The sequence below is a fragment of the Mesorhizobium sp. M0239 genome, assembly GCF_040321815.1.
Taxonomy (GTDB): Bacteria; Pseudomonadota; Alphaproteobacteria; order Rhizobiales; family Rhizobiaceae; genus Mesorhizobium.
Window position 1 is genome coordinate 36,635 of sequence record NZ_JAMYSG010000002.1, and the last position, 17,780, is coordinate 54,414.

Genomic DNA, 17,780 nt, shown 5'->3' on the forward strand with positions numbered 1-17,780 from the left:
GTACAACGATGCTGACCAAGTCGCCCGATCCACAAAACCCGCTCGACCGCCTCATCGGAGCCGGTCTGGCGTGGGGCGAGGGGACTTATGCGCGGCTGGCAGCACCGATCGGCGCGGCGGCCTTCGCGCTCTACATTCTTTTTACAGCGTTCACCGCCTGGGTGATGCCCGACGCCAACTGGGACATGCTGCCCTATCTCGCTATATCGGAGGAAGGCACCTATCCCGATGCGCAGGCGCTGCATGACTATGCCTACAACACTGTCAAATCGGGCGTGTCCGCAGGCGACTATAAGGCGCTGACCGACGATGGAGGCGGCTTCCGCAGTCACATGACGGAGAATGCCGCCGACTTCCATTCACTGCTCGGCATGTACCGGATCAAGTTCCTCTATGCCGAGATCCTGTCGACACTGAGCGCGGTGATGTCGCCGGTCGAGGCAATGCGACTGGTCTCAGTGTTCTCCGTGCTGCTGTTTGGCGCGATCGCGTTGATGTGGCTACGCTCCACAGGGGCATTGGCGTTGGCGCCTATCGTCGGCGCGGTGCTGATCATGGCCGATTTCGGCGATGCGGCACGCGCTTCGACACCGGATCTGCTCACTTCAGCGCTGCTGCTCGGCGGGCTCTATGCCTATGTCCGCGGCCTCGAGGTGGCAACGGCGATCCTGCTCTTCCTCGCCTTCATGGTACGGCCGGACAACATTGTTTTCCTGGCGATTTTCGCTGTGCTGCTGGTCGCGTACCGGCAGAGGGCATGGGGTGCGCTGGCCGGTTTTGCCGCTTCCTTCGTGGCCTACTTCGCCATCTCTCACTGGGCGCATCATCCCGGCTGGGCGCCGCATCTGTGGTTCTCCAGCATCGAGCAGCACTTCAATATGGACGGATTCGAGCCGCCATTCTCGGTCACCACCTATCTCAGGGCGTTTGCCACCTCGCTGCTGCGCGCCGTCAGCCTGAACAGTTGGGTCGGCGTGTCGGTGCTGGCACTGGCCGGCTGGTTTGCTGCCGCCCGCGCCGGCTTCCGCCTCGATCGCCGCGCCGGCATCCTGTTTGCGGCGCTGGTGCTCGGTGCGCTGGCGAAGTTCACCGTCTTCCCGATCCACGACACGCGCATCTATTTCCCCCATCTGATTCCGCCATTCCTGCTGCTGGCGACGCCGTTCATGGCGCTGTGGGCAGCCGTGGCTCGCGGCCAGAATCGCGCTGCCATGCAAATCATTCCCGGAGACAAGTCATGAGTTCGCTATCCAGCCTGGCGCGCGTTGCCCTGTCGCTTGCTCTTCCCAAGGGCGTTCTCGATCGCGGCCCGTCGCTGCGCGGCACCAAGTTCCTGGCCAGGGCGGCGCTGAAGGCGCGTTTTGGTGGTGCAGGGCGACCGTTCCAGATGGTCAATGTCGGCGCCTGCGACGGCGCACTGTTCGACGATGTGACGCCTTGGCTGCACAGGATTCCCGGTGCACGGGCCATGCTGGTCGAGCCGATCCCGTACAACCAGAAGAGACTGCGCGCCAATTATCCAGACACGGACCGCTTCATCATCGAGCCGGTGGCGGTGACGAAGACAAAGGGCACGATAACCGTCCACACCTTCGATGCCGCCGCCCTCGAGGCCGGCACGTTGCCCATCGAATTTATCGGCTGCTCGTCGGTCACCGACACCAATCTGATGTCGGGCAAGAATGCCTGGGGCGAGGCCGACGCCAATTTCAACAAGTTCGCGCCGCATCTCAGGGACATCGAGGTGCCATCCGAGACCTTGCAGACGCTGCTCGATCGCAACGGCATCAGCCATATCGACGCTTTCCTCGTCGATTGCGAGGGCGCCGACTGGATCGTCTTCGAACAGCTGGACCTCAAGCGCTACCGCCCCGGCATGATCAAGGTCGAGGTCGGCGCGCTGCCCGCCCCGGAGATCGGCCAGGTCGTGGTCAAGCTGAAGACATCAGGTTATCAGGTCGGCTTTCAGGCCGAGGACATCTGGGCCTTCGCCTGAGTTAGCCCACCGAAAAGCGAACCGCCCCAGGCGCCGGTGTGAAGCATTCTGCCGTCTGGTCGCTCGGCTTTTTGCCAATGTCGCAAACAGGCTTCAATCGGCCTGCCGCTCCGCCCTATAGTCCGCCCGCTTTATCACTTTGGAGTCGCGGGCAATGGCAGAGTTTCCGAAAAAGGCGAAGGTCGTCATCGTCGGCCTGGGCGGTATTGTCGGCGCATCGATCGCCCATCATCTGATCGAACGCGGCTGGGACGATATTGTCGGCATCGACAAATCAGGCATCCCGACCGATATCGGCTCGACCGCGCACGCCTCCGACTTCTGCTACACCACCAGCCACGATTTCCTGTCGTGCTGGACGACGCTCTACTCCATCGATTTCTACGAGAAGATGGGTCATTACGCGCGTATCGGCGGCCTTGAGGTTGCGCGTGTCGGCGACGACAGCCGCATGGAAGAGATCAAGCGCAAGATCGCCTCCGCCAAGGCGTTTGGCACGCGCGCCCGTCTGATCGAACCGGCCGAGATCAAGGAAAAATTTCCGCTGATCGAAGAAGCGATGGTGCAGGGCGGCCTGTGGGATCCCGATGCCGGTCTGGTCATCCCGCGCTCGCAGACGGTCGCCGGCAAGCTGGTCGACCAGGCGGAAGCCTCGGGCAAGCTCAAATCCTTCGCCAACACGCCGGCTCGGTCGCTTGTCGTCAAGGACGGCCGCATTTCAGGCGTGGTGACCGATCGCGGCACCATCGAGGCCGACTATGTCATCGTCTGCGCCGGCATATGGGGCCGGCTGATCGCGGAAATGGTCGGCGAGGATCTGCCTGTCATGCCGATCGACCATCCGCTGACCTTTTTCGGCCCCTACAACGAGTTTGCCGGCACCGGCAAGGAGATCGGCTGGCCGCTGCTGCGCGACCAGGGCAACTCGGCCTATATGCGTGACACCGGCGATCCAAAGACCGCCGAGGGCGGGCAGATCGAGTGGGGTTACTACGAAGAGACCAATCCGCGCCTTTGCCATCCGCGCGACCTGCTGGAGAAGGACCAGGCGCGGCTTTCGCCCTCACAGCGCGACCTCGACATGGAGCAGATCCTGGCACCGCTCGAACGCGCCATGGAACTGACGCCGATCCTCGGCGAACTCGGCTACAATGAGAGCCATTCCTTCAACGGTCTCTTGCAGGTGACCGCGGATGGCGGCCCGTCCATGGGCGAAAGCCAGAAGGTGCGGGGCCTTTGGTATGCCGTCGCCATCTGGGTCAAGGATGGTCCCGGCATGGGCAAGCTGATCGCCGACTGGATGACCGACGGCCGCACCGCGATCGATCACCATGCCATCGACTATGCACGGTTCTATCCGCACCAGACCAAGGAGCAATTCATCTGGGATCGCTGCACCGAGACGGCGATGAAGGTCTACAATCCGGCGGTGCATCCGCGCGAGCCGTTCTCGAAAGCCCGCAACATCAGGCGCTCGCCGTTCTGGGAACGCGAGAAGGAACTCGGCGGCTATTTCATGGAGCTTGGCGGCTGGGAGCGCGCCCACGGCTACGCCGCCAACGAGCATCTCTTGGAAAAATACGGCAACCGGGTGCCGGTGCGTGAGAACGAATGGGACAACCGCCATTTCTGGCGCGTCTCCAATGCCGAACATCTCGCCATGAGCGAGGATTGCGGCATCGTCAACCTGTCGCATTTCGCTATGTACGACATCGAGGGTCCCGACCATGTCGCGCTGCTGGAATGGCTGTGCGCGGCCAAGATCGGCGGCGACAACAACATCGGTAAGGGCATCTACACTCACTTCCTCGACGAGGAAGGCATGGTGCGCGCCGACTTCACCGTCATCCGCATGGCCGACCGCTGTCGTTTGATCGATGGCGCCGACGCCGGTCCGCGCGACTTCCAGTACATGCGCCGCACGGCACAGGACAAAGGTTTCGACGTCACCATCACCGACGTGACCGAGAAATATGTCACCATCGGCATCTGGGGGCCGAACGCCCGGGCGACGTTGCAGAAGGTGGTCGAGAATCCGGACGGGCTCTCTGTTGAGAACTTCCCATTCGCGGCGATCAAGCCGGTCCGGATCGGCGGCAAGGATGTCAGCGCTTTCCGCATCTCCTATGTCGGCGAGCAGGGCTGGGAACTGCATATGCGCTACGAGGACGGTCTCGCTGTCTGGAACGCGCTGCGCTCGACCGGCGTGATGCCCTTCGGCGTTGAGACCTATGCCAACACCCGCCGTATGGAAAAGAGCCTGCGCCTGCAGAACGCCGACCTTTTGACCGAGTACAACCTGCTCGAAGCCGATCTTGCGCGTCCGAAGGTCAAGGAGAACGACTTTTGCGGCAAGGCCAAACATGTCGAATACCGCGCCCGCGAGCACCAACCGGCCATGCTGTGCACGCTGGTGATGACCAGTAATGTCGATTCCAAAGGCGTTGCCCGCTATCCTGTCGGCACGATGCCGGTGATGGACCCGAAGACCGGCGAGACGCTGGTCGACGAACTCGGCCGCCGGTCGTTCACCACGTCGATGGCCTATGGCCCGACCATCGGCAAGAACATCGGCCTCGCCTATCTGCCATGGGCCTACGCCCAGGAAGGCCGCAAGCTCACCATCGAGTATTTCGGCGAGACATATCCGGTCGAAGTCGCCGCTGTCGGCTACAAGCCGCTTTATGATCCGGAGAATTTGAAGCCGCGCAGTTGAAGCAGCAGAATTTGAGAACGCAAAGCCCGGCCTTGGTCGGGCTTTTCCCTTTTTAAACGGGCTGCTTTCGCTTACCCTTGCGGAATGTCTGCTTTTGCCTGTGCTAGACATTTGCTTTCGGGCTGTGCCGCGTTCGCGCTGACGTTTTGGTTGGCGCCGGCGTCCCTTGCTGACGAGCCCGTCGATGTCGAGCTGGTGCTGGCCGTCGATGTCTCGCTGTCGATGTCACCGGACGAGCTCGAGATCCAGCGTCATGGCTACGCAGCCGCGCTGACGCACGACAATGTGCTGCAGGCCATTGCCGACGGCGCCCATGGCAAGATCGCCGTCACCTATGTCGAATGGGCCGGTACCACCTGGCAGCGCGTCATCGTGCCGTGGACGGTGATCGCCAGCCGCACCGACGCCGAGCGCGTGGTTGCGCAGTTGTCGGCGCAGCCGCCCAACAGCGCGCGGCGCACCTCGATCTCCGGAGCGCTGGAGTTCGGCAACGACCTGTTCGCCGAAAGCGGCTACCGAGGCACGAAGCGGGTCATCGACATTTCGGGCGACGGCCCCAACAATCAGGGCGCGCCGGTCAACCTGACCCGCGACGAGCTGATCAAGCAAGGCATCGTCATCAACGGCCTGCCGCTGATGACGCGAGGCGGCTTCACCGGCGCCTACGACGTCAGCAATCTCGATCGCTACTACAGCGACTGCGTCATTGGTGGTCCCGGAGCCTTCATGATCCCGGTCAATGACTGGACGCAGTTTCCCGAAGCCATTCGCCGCAAGCTGGTGTTGGAACTCGCCGGCCCGGCCTCGCCGCAATGGGCGGCGGAAGAAGCCGCGCATCCGCGGGTGATATTGGCACAGGAGAGATCCACCACCGACTGTCTGGTCGGCGAGAAAATGTGGCGAAACCGCAGCTGGATGTTCGACAGCCGCTAAAGCTCTTCCCCATTGAGCGTGATCTTTGCCGAACCGGCTCCCGCTCTTGCCCCGCTGCCTACCTGTTCGGGCTTACGCTCCAGGCTTGCCTCCGCGACCGAAGCAGTGGCAAACTGGGCAGGCCGCGTGACCCAGCCAGGAGCGCTGCCGAACCGAGGAAAAACCGATGAGACGTCTTGCCATCCTGACCGCAGTCGCGTCCGTGCTGTATGCCGACGTCGCCAGCGCCCAATACAACCAGGCTGCCTGTATCATGTTCGAGAACGGGAATTTTCGCGGGCGGTCCATCGGCATGGGTGCCGAGGATTCCGTAAATTTTCGTGGCGGCCAGTTCTGGAATGACCGTGTGTCGTCGGTGATCGTTCGCCGCGGCTGCACGCTCGTGGCCTATGAGGATTCTAGGATGGGCGGCCGCTCGATCGAGATCACGCGCAGGATCCGCAATTTGGGCGGCAGTGACTGGAACGACCGTATCTCCTCGGCGGAATGCACCTGCGACGATTACTGAGGTTGGTTCCAGGCAGCGGGGCGCCGCTGCCTGACGATATCATGACACTAGCCTGTTTGTCCGTGGGCGTATCGGATCAGGCCGCCAGCAGCTGCTTGCGGTCTACGCGCTCCTGCTGCGGCGAGCGGGCGTAGAGTTCTCGGTAGCATTTGGAGAAATGCGATGCCGAGACGAAGCCGCAGGCGACCGCCACCTCGACTACCGGCATCGACGACTGGATCAAGAGATGCCTGGCGCGGTCGAGCCGGATTTCCAGATAGTAGCGGGCAGGGGAGCGGCCCATCTCGGTGCGGAACAGCCGCTCGATCTGGCGGCGCGACAGATCGACATGGTCGGCGATCTCGATCAGTGACAGCGGCTCCGACAGATTGCCCTCCATCAGTTCGATGATGGTCAGCACCTTCGAGTTCTGGACGCCGAGGCGGGCGCGTAGTGGCAGGCGCTGGCGGTCGGTGGGGCTGCGTACGCGGTCGGTCAGCACTTGCTCGCAGACGCGGTTGACGAGGTTCTCGTCAAAGTCGTCGCCGATCAGCTTCAGCATCATGTCGAGCGCGGCAGTGCCGCCGGCGCAGGTGTAGATATTCTGGTCGATCTCGAAGAGGTCGGCAAAGACATTGGCCTTCGGAAACGCCTCGGAAAAGCCCGGCAGGTTCTCCCAGTGGATGGCGCAGCGCTTGTTGGACAACAGGCCGGCGGCGGCGAGGATATGCGCGCCGGTGCACAGGCCGCCGACGGCGACGCCGCGATTGTATTCCTCGCGCAGCCAGGCGAAGGCGGACTTGTTCTGATAACGCTCGACATTGATGCCGCTGCAGACGATGGCCATGTTCGGCCGGTCGGGGCCGGCCATCTTCTTGCGCTCATCCTCGAGCGAGGTGTTGACCGCGCATTCGACCCCGTTCGAGGCGCGCACCGGCTTGCCGTCGATGCTGGCGAGGCGCCAGCGATAGGCCTCGTAGCCGAGCATGCGATTGGCCGAGCGCAGCGGGTCGAGCGCGGTCGCAAAAGCGATCATGGTGAAATCGGGAATAAGGAAGAATACAAACGATCGCTTGATCGGATGCTTTACCGCGTTCAAGGGAACCTCACACAGCCATGGCGCGAACAGGATGTCGCGAATAGCATAGCGACATCAGGAAAAACCATGTCTGTCAATCGGCTACGCCGCTACGACAAGATTAAATTTGCGACATGGGTCGCAAATGGGCAATCGGCGTGCAGCGAGCCCTGGAAGTGGCACGAACTGTTCAAGGGACGGGCAACGTACGGCCTGCGCACAGAACAAAACGCCGCTCTGGCTGGAGCCAGGCGGTGTTGCAATTTTAAAGCAGCGGCAGGGATGCGCTGCCTCTAGAAATCTTCAGGCGATGAAGCCGAGGCGCGCCGCATTCATGGCGCCGGTCTGGCCGGGCATGGTGTTGGCAAGACGCTGACGCTCGAGAGCGGTGGTCAGGTTCATTTCGCGGCGGGCAAAGAGGCGTGCAAAAAGCTTCATAATCATCTCCATTTGTTGCTTAGACGGGTCGCCTTCGCTTGATGGAGTGGGGCAGCTCGTTTGCTGGCGCTGATATAGGCTTGTGTAAGCAGAAACTAAATCGCAAAAGCGAAGCGCTTGATATGAAATGCGACATCGATTGCGACAGATTTGAGCAAGGTGCCCAAAATTTACGATTATTTACAAGGCATTAATTGGAAACAGGAGCTGCTATGCGGCTTTCTCATATGCGTCATGCGCCGGCGACATGGCTCCAAAGCTCTGTTGAATACAAATAAAACAGAGAAGGCCTGCCGGGCGGGCTGCGCGGCAGGCCTTCAGCACATGGTACACACGATCTACTTTGCTCCAGCCCAGGATCCGATGCCATTGCGAGTACCGGTCTTGGTGTCGGAAGCTTCAGGCCAGCCGATATCCTTCTGCAGTTCGATCGGCAGGGAGCGGATAGCGCGCTCGGTCTGGTAGCGGGCGCGTGCCGCGCTGAATTCGGTCGCGATGCGACCAAGGGACGACAGGATAGACATCTCTTTCTCCTTTGGGTTGGCTAGTGCCAGACAGCGAGTTGGCTACTGCGGGTTTTTTTCAACTTCATTTCGTGTCGAATGCAGGTCTGTGTCGAGGTCGTTTCATGGCTGCTCGTGGCAGCTACTGCTTCGATGGAGTTGACTATCCTCCCAATCTGATGTTCAATCAAACGAAATGGAATGATGTTTTGTATCAGAAAAATTGAAGGTCGGTTGCCATGAACGCCCCGCTCAATCATCCGCTGCCACTGCTCGATCTCGATGTTTTGCGCACGTTCGTGGCGATTGCCGAGACCGGCAGCTTCACCACCGCCGCCAATGCCGTGTTCCGCACGCCGTCGGCCGTTTCCATGCAGATCAAGAAGCTCGAGGACATTCTCGGCCGCTCCGTGTTCGCGCGCGACGCTCGCTCGGTGTCGCTGACCACGGACGGCGAGATGCTGCTCGGCTATGCCCGCCGGCTGCTGTCCATTAATCGCGAGGTGGTGTCGAAGTTCATCATTCCCGACATTGTCGGTGTGGTGCGGCTTGGCTCGCCGGACGATTACGGTGAGCGCGTGCTGCCGCATGTGCTGAAGCGTTTCGCGCAGTCGCATCCGTCGATCGCCGTCGACGTCACCATAGACCAGAGCAGCAATCTGCGCCGGCGCATGGACGACCGGGCGCTCGACATCACGCTGTTGACCAATTCCTACAAGACCAGCGCGCTCGGCGCCGAGGTGCTGCTGACCGAGCCGATCGTCTGGGCCGGCGCCAAGGGCGGCTGTGCGCATCTGCGCGAGCCCTTGCCGGTATCGCTGTGGGAAGAGGGCTGCGCCTGGCGTGCCGGGGCGCTCGACGCGCTTGGCCGCGAGGGCCGCAACTACCGCATCGCCTATATGAGCGCGCACACGGCCGGCCAGCGCGCCGCGATCATGTCCGATCTCGCCGTGGCGCCATTGCCGAAGTCGTTCCTCGGCAACGACATGGTCGAACTCTGCCCGAAGGACGGCATGCCCGACATCGGGACCTACAATCTGGCAATGGTGGTGGCGCCGGATGCCAGTGCCCCGGTCAAGGCCGTTGCCGACCACATCCGCGCGACTTTCGAAGTCTTCCGGGAAACCGGCAAGTTCTGACCGGCTGGCAAGGACGATAGTATAGAGCTACTCCGCCGCTTCGGCGGGGCGCTGTTCATGCCTTACTCTCGTATCGTGCACGATCCGGCTCTCCCCGAGAAAGGCGACGATGCGCTCGCGGGCGCGCCGGGCTTCCGGCATGTCGATCAGCGGCCAGACGTGGAACATGCCTTCCTCATAGACAAGATCGATTTCAACGCCGGCTGCGCGGGCTTTTTCGGCGAAGATCAGATTGTCGGGAGTCAAAAGATCGCGCGAGCCGGTCAAAAGCAGCGTTCTTGGCAGCACGGACAAATCTCCATAGACCGGGCTGATGTGCCAATCGCTGGGATCGATGCCGGCACTGTACAGGCGAATTGCCTCTCGTCCGCCAGCTATGCCCAGCCAAGGGTCGTTGCGTTCCGCCTCGAACACTGCGGGATTGGTGAGCGACACGTCGAGACCCGGCGAAATGAGCACATGCCGCGACGGCAGGGGCAGTCCTTCTTCGGCGGCCATCATGGTCAGCACCACAGCCATATTGCCGCCGGCGGAATCGCCCATGAAGACGATGTCTTCGGCTTCCGTCTCGGCGAGCATCTGCCGGTAGACATCGCCAACCATTCCGAACATGGCATGGAAATCGTGTTCGGGAGCGATTGGATAGATCGGCACCGTGATCCCGTAGCCCAGCCGATCCGCCATCTCGGCGATTAGGTGCCAATGATAGGGTGTGATTTCAAAGACATATGCACCACCGTGCAAGTAGAGAATCCGCTTCTGCTCGCCGGTCCTGGGTGCGATTTCGTAGACGGGGAAGCCATCGACCGTATGCATCTCGATGTCGAGACGCTGGTGCAGCGAGGCGGGCGGCCGGTGGTTCTCGGTCTTGCGCGCGGCCGCGATCCAGCGCTGCAGATTTTCCGGACTGGCAAATGCCTGCTTGCGGCTGTGCCGCAGGACAAAAGACACGACATGGCTTTTCAAACTTGGCATGCGGATACGCGAACTTCGGCCAAAGCCGACTAAGAGAACCCCCACTATCTTCGAAGATCGTGCCGTGGCCGAAAATGTCAAGATTCGCGCCGTATCTACACGCTGGTGTGATCCGCGCCGCGATGCTCAGCGGCGCGGCAAAAGTGCGGCACGCAGCCGGTTGCTGGTGGTCGCCGGGGACATGCGTGATCCCCGGCGCATGCCGAGCAATTTGCATTTGTCGGCGAAGGTCATCAGCGCGCGGCGCTCCAGATGGTGTTGATGAGTGCTGCCTTTTCGCTGGATCGCGGCGACACCGGCCAGCCGATGTCCTTCTGAATCTCAGGCGGCAGGCTGTTCAACAAGCGCCGCGCCTTGCTGCGGTCGTGAGCATTCTTGATGGCCGTGCCATAGCGGCCGAGGCTTTCGAGCATTGACATCGTTGTCTCCTCTGGAGCGTTGCGACGGCTGAAAGATATCTCCAGCCTGCCATTCGATGCCGGTTGAATGCGCCTGCCATGTATCTGGCGAATTTCACGAAAACAGCGTTTTGGTTTCCGGATCAAGCGATCCGGAAACATTTGCATGCAAATGAGTTTGGAAAGGCGGTGGCCTGGGCGCGGCCGCTTATTCCCGTCCACGCCTGGCGGCGTGGCCTTCGCGCGAACGCCGTCGGGGAGCGGCGTCGCCGGCAACGCCGTCCTCGCTGACCGTCTTGCGCGGCGGCAGTTTCACCGCTGCCGACAGTTTTGGGAACGGATCGACCTTGTTGGGCAGCGCCATGGCGTAGACGAAATGCTCCTGGAATTTCGGTTCCAGCGCCGTCTCGATCTTCTCGATCTTGCTGACCGTGTCCTCGATCTCGCGGCGGTAGCCGCGATTGAGCAGCGCCATGCGGGCGCCGGCACCTGCGGCGTTGCCGACGGCCGAGACCTTGTCGAGGTCGCAATCCGGGATCAGCCCGAGCACCATGGCGTATTTCGGATCGATGAAGGAGCCGAAGGCGCCGGCGAAATGGATGCGGTCGACATGCTCGGTGTTCTGCTTTTCCATCAACAGCTTGGTCCCGGCATAAAGCGCTGCCTTGGCAAGCTGAATGGCGCGCACATCGGTCTGGGTGATGGTGATCTTCGGCCCATCTTCCGTCAATGCGGCGGAGCCTTCCTTCAGCACATAGGAGAAGGTGCGGCCGTTGGCGGTGACGCGCGGCGAACGGGCCGAAAGCCCGCCGTCGATGACGCCGTCCTCGGAAATGATGCCGGCGAGATACATCTCGGCCACCACCTCGATGATGCCGGAACCGCAGATGCCGGTGACGCCGGTTGCCTGGACGCTCTCCAGGAAGCCCGGTTCGTCGGACCACAGTTCCGAGCCGATGACGCGGTATTTCGGCTCCAGCGTGTCTGGGTCGATGCGCACGCGCTCGATGGCGCCGGGTGCTGCCCGCTGGCCGCCGGAGATTTCGGCACCCTCGAAGGCAGGGCCGGTGGGCGAGGAAGCCGCAACCACCCGCTGGCGATTGCCGAGTACGATCTCGGCATTGGTGCCGACATCGACGATCAGCATCATCTCGTCCTGGCGATGCGGGCCTTCCGACAGCGTCACCGCCGCCGCGTCCGCTCCGACATGGCCGGCGATGCAAGGCAGCATGTAGAGCCTGGCGCCCTGGTTGAGCTTCAAGCCGATGTCGGATGCCTTGATATGCACGGCGCCCGAAACGGCCAGCGCAAAGGGCGCGCCGCCAAGCTCGGTCGGATCGATGCCGAGGAACAGATGGTGCATGATCGGATTGCCGACGAAGACGCTGTCCAGGATGTCGTTGCGCTGGACATTGCCTTCGGCGCAGACCTTGTCGACCAGGCCCGAGATCGCCTCACGCACGGCAACCGTCATGCCTTCGCGACCATCCGGGTTCATCATCACATAGGAGACGCGGCTCATCAGATCCTCGCCGAAGCGGATCTGCGGGTTCGACGTGCCGGACGAGGCGGCGACGCGGCCCGACAGCAGCGATACCAGATGCATGGCGATGGTGGTCGAGCCGATGTCGCAAGCCAGCCCATAGGCTTCGTTCTTGAGGCCGGGCCACAGCGCCACGACGCGCGCTGTCTCTGAGTCGGCATCCTTGTAGATGGCGGCGGTCGCCGTCCAGTTGCCCTTGCGCAGGATGCCTTGCACCTGCGGCAGCAGATGAAAATCGAAATCGAGGCTTTTCAGGCCCCAGTCGTGCATCAGCGCGATCTTCAGGCGGTCGAGGTCGCCAAGCGGCTTGTGCATGTCGGGCTCTTCGATCTCGACATAGCACATGCGGATCGCCGAATCGCGGGCGATGACCTTGGTGTCGGCATCCTTGCGGATGGTCTGCGCGTTGATCACGGTGTCCTGCGGCACGTCGATGACGAGGTCGCCGAGGATTTGCGCCGAGCAGGAGAGGCGGCGCCGTTCGGGCAGGCCGCGGACGCGCTCATAGCGCTCTTCCTTGGCGCCCTTGGGCGTGATGTGGTCGTTGGAAGAGGTGATCTTGTGCTTGGCGAAATTGCCTTCCTGCACTTCGATCTGGCAGCGCCCGCAGGTGGCGCGTCCGCCGCACACACTTTCGACATAGACACCAAGCTGGCGCGCGGCATCAAGCACCGGTGTGCCGACAGGAAACCGCCCGCGCTTGCCGGACGGCATGAAAAGCACGAGCGGATCGGTGATGTTTGCAGGTGAGTTCACGATTGCGCGCTTATCCTCGGCCCATCCGGGCTTCACGGCCGCCACGGCGGCGGCCGCCATTGCCGGCGCCGTCGCCCGGCGCATTGACCTGCGTCGGGGCGGCGACCGCCTGGCCGCCTTCGGCCGGCTTGTAATCCTTGTAGGTTCTGATCCAGTTGGTGCAGTTCTCGTCGGTGCCGTTCAGCACATTGGCGCCGCGCACGGCTTCCATTTCCTGCGGGCGTACCGGGTTCATGATGGCTGATGTCATGCCGGCGCCGATCACCATCGGGATGAAAGCGGCGTTGATGCCGTGGCGATGCGGCAGGCCGAAGGAGATGTTGGACAGGCCGCAGGTGGTGTTGACCTTGAGCTCCTCGCGCAGGCGACGCAGCAGCGCGAACACCTGGCGGCCGGCGTCGCCGAGCGCGCCGATCGGCATGACCAGCGGGTCGACGACGACGTCATGCGCCGGAATGCCGAAATCGGCGCAACGCTGCACGATCTTCTTGGCGACGGCGAAACGGACATCCGGGTCCATCGAAATGCCGGTCTCGTCGTTGGAGATGGCGACGACAGGCACATTGTACTTCTTCACCAGCGGCAGGATGGCTTCGAGCTTTTCTTCCTCGCCGGTGACGGAGTTGACCAGCGGACGGCCCTTGGCAACTTTGAGTGCGGCTTCGATCGCTGCGGTGACGGAACTGTCGATCGACAGCGGCAGGTCGACCAGTCCTTGCACGATCTCCAGCGTCTGCACCAAGAGGCCGGGTTCGGTCTCGTTCGGGTTAACCGAGGTGACACCGGCGTTGACGTCGAGCATGGTGGCGCCGCACGCTGCCTGCTCCAATGCGTCCCTGATGACGGTCTCGAAATTGCCCGCGATCATCTCGGCGGCCAGCTTCTTGCGGCCGGTCGGGTTGATGCGTTCACCGATCACGCAGAACGGCTGGTCGAAGCCGATGATGATTTCTCGTGTCGCCGAAGCGACGATGGTACGGGTCATGAATTCTCTCCGCCGTGATATAAAGATTTCTTTATATCGTTGTCTGTTTTCGTTCAAGCGAATGGGTGGCCGTCCGCGCTTCGCCTCGAGTTAAAGTATGTCGTTGTCCCAAAACCGGTTCCCACTTTTGGGCGACATACATCAGTGCGCGGTCTTCACCATGTCCACCTGCGTTTCGGTAATGTCGTCGTGCAAGATGCTGTCGAGCCGGTCGGCGACCATCTGGTCGTCGCGACGGATCTCACGTTTCCACGGCTGGCGGCCCCTCAGAACGCCCGATTCATCGACGATCTCGGCGACATATTCCTCCTGCCGGTAGGCCATTACGTGAACGCCGGAAACGCCTGATATTTCCTTCACCTCATTGATGATGTCGATGCAGAGCTGCTTGCCTTCCTTCTTCTGGTCCTGGGCGCCTTCCAGCCGCTTGATGACTGAATCGGGAATATGGATGCCCGGCACGTTCGAGCGGATCCATTTGGCCGTCTTGGCCGAGGCGAGCGGGCCGACGCCAACCAGGATGAAGCATTTTTCGGTGTAGCCGAGGTCGCGCACCTTTTGCATGTAGGTGCGGAACATCGGCACGTCGAAGCAATATTGGCTCTGTACGAATTGCGCGCCGGCGGCGATCTTCTTGCCCAGGCGATGCGGCCGGAAATCGATCGGCGGCGCGAACGGGTTGATCGCAGCACCCAGGAAAAGCTGCGGCGGCGTCGTCAGCTTGCGGCCGGACAGGAACTTGCCATTGTCGCGCATGATACGGCAGGTTTCCAACAGCGACATGCAGTCGAGGTCGAACACCGGCTTGGCGCCGGGCTGGTCGCCGGCCTGCACGCCGTCGCCGGTCAGGCACAGCATGTTGGCCACGCCCATGGCGGCACCACCCAGCACGTCGCCCTGGATGGCGATCCGATTCTTGTCGCGGCAGGCGATCTGCATGATCGGCGCATAGCCCATGCGGGTCAAAAGCGCACAGATACCGACCGACGACATGTGGCAATTGGCGCCCGATGCGTCGACGGCGTTGATGGCGTCGACCCAGCCATCGAAAATCTTCGCCCTGTTATAGACGTCTTCGGGATCGGCGCTGTCGGGTGGGTTGAGTTCGGTCGTCACCGCGAATTCGCCGCGCCTAAGCACGCGCTCCAGCCGGCCGCGCGAGGTGTGGCCGGGCAAGGGCTCAAGCGGCAGGTGGATGCCAGCCGGGTTCTCGTCGCGCTGGCGGCCGATCATGCCGACGCCCCGGTGTTGGCCGTCTCATTCTTGGCGGCAGCGGCCGCTTCGCGCGCGGTGGCCGCCTGCGCGGTCACCCGCAGCCAGGCCGAGGTTTCGCGCAGCGACTGGTCGACCGGCTTCTGCACGGTCAGGATCCTGTCGCCGTGCACCATGTTTTGCGAGCCTTCCCAGGCCTTGACCCAGACGCAGGGCATATCGGGCTCGACCTCGCAATTGCCGTTGGCGCGGACGCCGCCGCAAGGGCCGTTGCGCAATTGCTTGGGGCAGTTCATCGGGCACGACATGCCGGTCGAGGACAAGATGCACTGGCCGCACATGCGGCAGTCGAACATGAAGCCCTTGACGCGCTTCTCGACGAATTTGATCGGCCCTTCGACGCGGCCGTAGCCTATGCCCTTCCAGAGGGGATGGAGGAGCAGAAACATGTCGGCGAATTTGGCGTAGAACCATTCGAGCAGACGCGAATGCCTGATCGACCACAGCCGAACCGCAAAGGAACGCTGCACGCGCCGCTGCGGCGACACGTCGGCCGGCTTGTAGTCGGATTTCGGCGCTGCCTTCTTGACCAGAGTGGCTTGGGTAACCGGCTGGACAACCCTTTGGCCATCCTTGGCAGGAATGGTTTCAGACATTTTCTTTGCCGCCTGCCTTGACCAGGGCGACCAGCCGCTCGCGGTCGTATTTCGTGTCGATATCGTTGAATGCCTTCTCGACCTCGGCTTCGAGGTCATCGCCGACCGGGACGGGATCGGCCTTGCGCCATTCGGCCAGATAATCGTCGGTGCCGCCGGCGCCAGTGCGCATCGCGCACATGTCGATCGCCTCGGTGAAGCGCAGCGGCAGTTCGCGCTTGGCGTTCTGCCGGCCCTTCTTGACGATGATTTGGGCTGGGATGTCGCGCCAGTAGACGACGATCAGATCGGCCATGAATTCTCACTCCTCGATCTGCGAGCATTGCCGGAAGCGCAGTGGGGCCGCTTGTTATGGGACGACGCGCGCGCATTCAAAAGCGACGCATTTGGATGTCGTAAAATGAAAGGTGGGTTTATTCGTTTGCGGCGTGTGCTGGCGGCAGGTTCGACGCGCCGGAAGAGCCAGCGTGCGGCATGCGGATACGGGCGAGGAACTCGCTACCAGATGCCGGTTCTGAGGCCCGTCCAGACGTAGAACCAGATCGTCGGATGATACCACAGCTTCGAAGGCAGGCCGGGATCGATCGTCGTGAGTTTTCCAGCCAGTGCATCGCTGACGGCCTCGACGCAGATGTCGCGCGAGAACGCCGTCTGGCGTAGCGCGTGACTTGAGATGGTGTCGCCCTTTTTCGATCGTCCGCGCGCCTGCTTCAGCACGCCACCGGTGTCGACGCCAGCGTCGACGAGGTGGACAGTCGTGCCGAAATTCTGCGCATCGCCTGATACCAGAGCCCAATAGCCGCCATTCATGCCGCGATATTTCGGCGTGATGCCCGCATGGTAATTGAGCACCGGGCAGGGCATTTTGCTCAGCATCTCCGCCGAGATTAGTCGGCAACCGTTGAGCAGCACAACGCCTGGCCGGATCTTCTGGATTACCTGCAGGCACTCAAGCCCATTGGCCGAGGATACTTGGATGATCTCCTGGCCTGGTCGCGGCTCAACCTCCAGCTTCTCCTCGGCAATCAATCGCGCGCTATGGCCGGCCAGGAATCGCTTGCCCAACCTGCTCAGCACCATCGTGCCAAGCTGGCCCATGGCGGAGATCCAGCCTTGGCGGCGAGCCCGGCCACGCAGCAATTGCTTTTTGGATTCAGGGGTTTCGAGGACGACGCTGACAGGACCAACGCGATCGGCGATTGCATTGATCATAGCCCAGACATGCTGGCCGCCCCCGGTGACGACCACGATCGGACGCGTACTGGATTCTAATGCTGCCATGGATACTGCCCCCTCCAAGCAACCCGTTCTCGACAATGGACGGGATGCTAGGGTGTCCGGGTTAATCCTTGGTGATCAGCCTTCGATACACAGTCAGCGCTTGAATTCGATGATATCGAGCTTCGATTCGTAGTAGGGCGCCGGAAATTCGATGCGCCATTCCTTGGCGCTGTTGCGGAAGGCGTAGCCGACCTGGTCGGTTTGCGGGCCGCTTCCATAGGGCTTTGCCGGATCATCGTTGACATAGAAGGAGCCGAGATAGATCGCGCGTTTCTCGCCATCGTCGAAGAAGCGGCCCTTGGTGCGCTGCGAACCGCTGATCTTTTCCAGCCGCCAGCCGGAACCGTCGTCGGTCACCTTGCACTTGAACCAGCCATAGATGACGAGCGGCAAAGGCCCGCCGGCCTTGATGGTGCGGCACCGCCAACTGCCGGTCAGGTCCTTGTCGGAAAAGGCCACCAGCGGCTTTGCCAGCAGGGCATCGAGTTGCTTGACCTCGGCCGGGTTGCCTGCCTTCGCCTCGGCAAGGGCTGCCTTGCGGGTCTCGCCATATTTGTCGAGCCGTGCCTTGTCGGCTGGGGTGATGAGTTTCTGTATCTCGCCATCGGCATGAGCGGGCAGGGCGAAACAGAGGAGACCGAGTGCGGCTATCAAGAGGCGAGGTGTCATCGGTGCGTTTCCACG

Annotated in this window: 18 protein-coding genes; 6 read left to right on the top strand and 12 right to left on the bottom strand. The window is 62.0% G+C overall.

What is annotated here, in order from left to right:
* Positions 1-8 precede the first annotated feature (8 nt).
* The 5 genes from NKI99_RS01815 (at position 9) to NKI99_RS01835 (ending at position 6,153) form a co-directional block, all read left to right on the top strand.
* Positions 9-1,241, top strand: coding sequence for a glycosyltransferase 87 family protein (locus tag NKI99_RS01815; protein ID WP_023812329.1), 1,233 nt, complete (start codon positions 9-11; stop codon positions 1,239-1,241).
* Positions 1,238-1,996 carry an FkbM family methyltransferase gene (locus NKI99_RS01820; protein WP_023812328.1) on the top strand — a complete coding sequence of 253 codons (759 nt, stop codon included), beginning with the start codon at positions 1,238-1,240 and terminating at the stop codon, positions 1,994-1,996. The genes NKI99_RS01815 and NKI99_RS01820 overlap by 4 nt, the downstream gene beginning before the upstream one ends.
* A gap of 154 nt (positions 1,997-2,150) precedes the next feature.
* A complete protein-coding gene (locus tag NKI99_RS01825; protein ID WP_352439860.1) occupies positions 2,151-4,712 on the top strand; it encodes a GcvT family protein in 2,562 nt (853 codons plus the stop codon).
* Between the two features lie 84 nt (positions 4,713-4,796).
* Positions 4,797-5,645 (top strand): DUF1194 domain-containing protein, encoded by an 849-nt coding sequence (locus tag NKI99_RS01830; protein ID WP_352609518.1) that lies wholly within the window; start codon positions 4,797-4,799, stop codon positions 5,643-5,645.
* 166 nt (positions 5,646-5,811) lie between these two features.
* Positions 5,812-6,153: a peptidase inhibitor family I36 protein gene (locus tag NKI99_RS01835; RefSeq protein WP_023812325.1), complete on the top strand. Its 342-nt coding sequence runs from the start codon at positions 5,812-5,814 to the stop codon at positions 6,151-6,153.
* Positions 6,154-6,229: 76 nt separating this feature from the next.
* Here the strand turns inward: NKI99_RS01835 and NKI99_RS01840 are convergent, their stop codons facing one another.
* The 3 genes from NKI99_RS01840 to NKI99_RS01850 all read right to left on the bottom strand — a co-directional run bounded on the left by NKI99_RS01840 (position 6,230) and on the right by NKI99_RS01850 (position 8,172).
* Complete coding sequence (locus tag NKI99_RS01840) at positions 6,230-7,168, bottom strand: GlxA family transcriptional regulator (RefSeq protein ID WP_348625597.1); 939 nt, start codon at positions 7,166-7,168, stop codon at positions 6,230-6,232.
* Positions 7,169-7,513: 345 nt separating this feature from the next.
* Complete coding sequence (locus NKI99_RS01845; protein WP_023812324.1) at positions 7,514-7,648, bottom strand: hypothetical protein; 135 nt, start codon at positions 7,646-7,648, stop codon at positions 7,514-7,516.
* A 338-nt stretch (positions 7,649-7,986) separates the two neighbouring features.
* The gene (locus NKI99_RS01850) at positions 7,987-8,172 is read right to left on the bottom strand and encodes a hypothetical protein (protein WP_013531162.1); all 186 of its coding nucleotides are present in this window, start codon (positions 8,170-8,172) and stop codon (positions 7,987-7,989) included.
* A 218-nt stretch (positions 8,173-8,390) separates the two neighbouring features.
* Here NKI99_RS01850 and NKI99_RS01855 point away from each other — a divergent pair, with 218 nt between their 5' ends.
* Complete coding sequence (locus NKI99_RS01855; protein WP_127291815.1) at positions 8,391-9,290, top strand: LysR substrate-binding domain-containing protein; 900 nt, start codon at positions 8,391-8,393, stop codon at positions 9,288-9,290.
* A gap of 27 nt (positions 9,291-9,317) precedes the next feature.
* Here NKI99_RS01855 and NKI99_RS01860 read toward each other — a convergent pair whose 3' ends face one another.
* The 9 genes from NKI99_RS01860 to NKI99_RS01900 all read right to left on the bottom strand — a co-directional run bounded on the left by NKI99_RS01860 (position 9,318) and on the right by NKI99_RS01900 (position 17,765).
* Positions 9,318-10,265, bottom strand: a complete 948-nt coding sequence (locus NKI99_RS01860; protein WP_128304386.1) for an alpha/beta hydrolase — start codon at positions 10,263-10,265, stop codon at positions 9,318-9,320.
* Positions 10,266-10,498: 233 nt separating this feature from the next.
* Complete coding sequence (locus NKI99_RS01865) at positions 10,499-10,678, bottom strand: hypothetical protein (RefSeq protein ID WP_348629751.1); 180 nt, start codon at positions 10,676-10,678, stop codon at positions 10,499-10,501.
* Between the two features lie 193 nt (positions 10,679-10,871).
* On the bottom strand, positions 10,872-13,022 hold the full coding sequence (locus NKI99_RS01870; protein WP_352609520.1) for an ASKHA domain-containing protein: 2,151 nt from the start codon (positions 13,020-13,022) through the stop codon (positions 10,872-10,874).
* Positions 12,973-13,947, bottom strand: coding sequence for a methyltetrahydrofolate cobalamin methyltransferase (locus tag NKI99_RS01875; RefSeq protein ID WP_023812319.1), 975 nt, complete (start codon positions 13,945-13,947; stop codon positions 12,973-12,975). Before NKI99_RS01875 ends, NKI99_RS01870 begins: the two co-directional genes overlap by 50 nt.
* Positions 13,948-14,088: 141 nt before the next feature.
* Positions 14,089-15,180 carry a methylenetetrahydrofolate reductase gene (locus tag NKI99_RS01880; RefSeq protein ID WP_128304383.1) on the bottom strand — a complete coding sequence of 364 codons (1,092 nt, stop codon included), beginning with the start codon at positions 15,178-15,180 and terminating at the stop codon, positions 14,089-14,091.
* Positions 15,177-15,815, bottom strand: coding sequence for a methylenetetrahydrofolate reductase C-terminal domain-containing protein (locus tag NKI99_RS01885; RefSeq protein ID WP_128304382.1), 639 nt, complete (start codon positions 15,813-15,815; stop codon positions 15,177-15,179). Before NKI99_RS01885 ends, NKI99_RS01880 begins: the two co-directional genes overlap by 4 nt.
* Positions 15,808-16,110, bottom strand: a complete 303-nt coding sequence (locus NKI99_RS01890) for a virulence factor (RefSeq protein ID WP_023812316.1) — start codon at positions 16,108-16,110, stop codon at positions 15,808-15,810. The genes NKI99_RS01885 and NKI99_RS01890 overlap by 8 nt, the downstream gene beginning before the upstream one ends.
* Positions 16,111-16,313: 203 nt before the next feature.
* A complete protein-coding gene (locus NKI99_RS01895) occupies positions 16,314-17,096 on the bottom strand; it encodes a formyl transferase (RefSeq protein WP_352609522.1) in 783 nt (260 codons plus the stop codon).
* A 93-nt stretch (positions 17,097-17,189) separates the two neighbouring features.
* Positions 17,190-17,765, bottom strand: a complete 576-nt coding sequence (locus tag NKI99_RS01900) for a DUF4893 domain-containing protein (RefSeq protein WP_352609524.1) — start codon at positions 17,763-17,765, stop codon at positions 17,190-17,192.
* Positions 17,766-17,780: the final 15 nt, after the last annotated feature.

Excerpts from the sequence above, each read along its gene's own strand:
- NKI99_RS01815 (WP_023812329.1), top strand. The coding sequence starts at position 9 with ATGCTGACCAAGTCGCCCGATCCACAAAACCCGCTCGACCGCCTCATC.
- NKI99_RS01820 (WP_023812328.1), top strand. The coding sequence starts at position 1,238 with ATGAGTTCGCTATCCAGCCTGGCGCGCGTTGCCCTGTCGCTTGCTCTT.
- NKI99_RS01825 (WP_352439860.1), top strand. The coding sequence starts at position 2,151 with ATGGCAGAGTTTCCGAAAAAGGCGAAGGTCGTCATCGTCGGCCTGGGC.
- NKI99_RS01830 (WP_352609518.1), top strand. The coding sequence starts at position 4,797 with ATGTCTGCTTTTGCCTGTGCTAGACATTTGCTTTCGGGCTGTGCCGCG.
- NKI99_RS01835 (WP_023812325.1), top strand. The coding sequence starts at position 5,812 with ATGAGACGTCTTGCCATCCTGACCGCAGTCGCGTCCGTGCTGTATGCC.
- NKI99_RS01840 (WP_348625597.1), bottom strand. The coding sequence starts at position 7,168 with ATGATCGCTTTTGCGACCGCGCTCGACCCGCTGCGCTCGGCCAATCGC.
- NKI99_RS01845 (WP_023812324.1), bottom strand. The coding sequence starts at position 7,648 with ATGAAGCTTTTTGCACGCCTCTTTGCCCGCCGCGAAATGAACCTGACC.
- NKI99_RS01850 (WP_013531162.1), bottom strand. The coding sequence starts at position 8,172 with ATGTCTATCCTGTCGTCCCTTGGTCGCATCGCGACCGAATTCAGCGCG.
- NKI99_RS01855 (WP_127291815.1), top strand. The coding sequence starts at position 8,391 with ATGAACGCCCCGCTCAATCATCCGCTGCCACTGCTCGATCTCGATGTT.
- NKI99_RS01860 (WP_128304386.1), bottom strand. The coding sequence starts at position 10,265 with ATGCCAAGTTTGAAAAGCCATGTCGTGTCTTTTGTCCTGCGGCACAGC.
- NKI99_RS01865 (WP_348629751.1), bottom strand. The coding sequence starts at position 10,678 with ATGCTCGAAAGCCTCGGCCGCTATGGCACGGCCATCAAGAATGCTCAC.
- NKI99_RS01870 (WP_352609520.1), bottom strand. The coding sequence starts at position 13,022 with ATGGCGGCCGCCGCCGTGGCGGCCGTGAAGCCCGGATGGGCCGAGGAT.
- NKI99_RS01875 (WP_023812319.1), bottom strand. The coding sequence starts at position 13,947 with ATGACCCGTACCATCGTCGCTTCGGCGACACGAGAAATCATCATCGGC.
- NKI99_RS01880 (WP_128304383.1), bottom strand. The coding sequence starts at position 15,180 with ATGATCGGCCGCCAGCGCGACGAGAACCCGGCTGGCATCCACCTGCCG.
- NKI99_RS01885 (WP_128304382.1), bottom strand. The coding sequence starts at position 15,815 with ATGTCTGAAACCATTCCTGCCAAGGATGGCCAAAGGGTTGTCCAGCCG.
- NKI99_RS01890 (WP_023812316.1), bottom strand. The coding sequence starts at position 16,110 with ATGGCCGATCTGATCGTCGTCTACTGGCGCGACATCCCAGCCCAAATC.
- NKI99_RS01895 (WP_352609522.1), bottom strand. The coding sequence starts at position 17,096 with ATGGCAGCATTAGAATCCAGTACGCGTCCGATCGTGGTCGTCACCGGG.
- NKI99_RS01900 (WP_352609524.1), bottom strand. The coding sequence starts at position 17,765 with ATGACACCTCGCCTCTTGATAGCCGCACTCGGTCTCCTCTGTTTCGCC.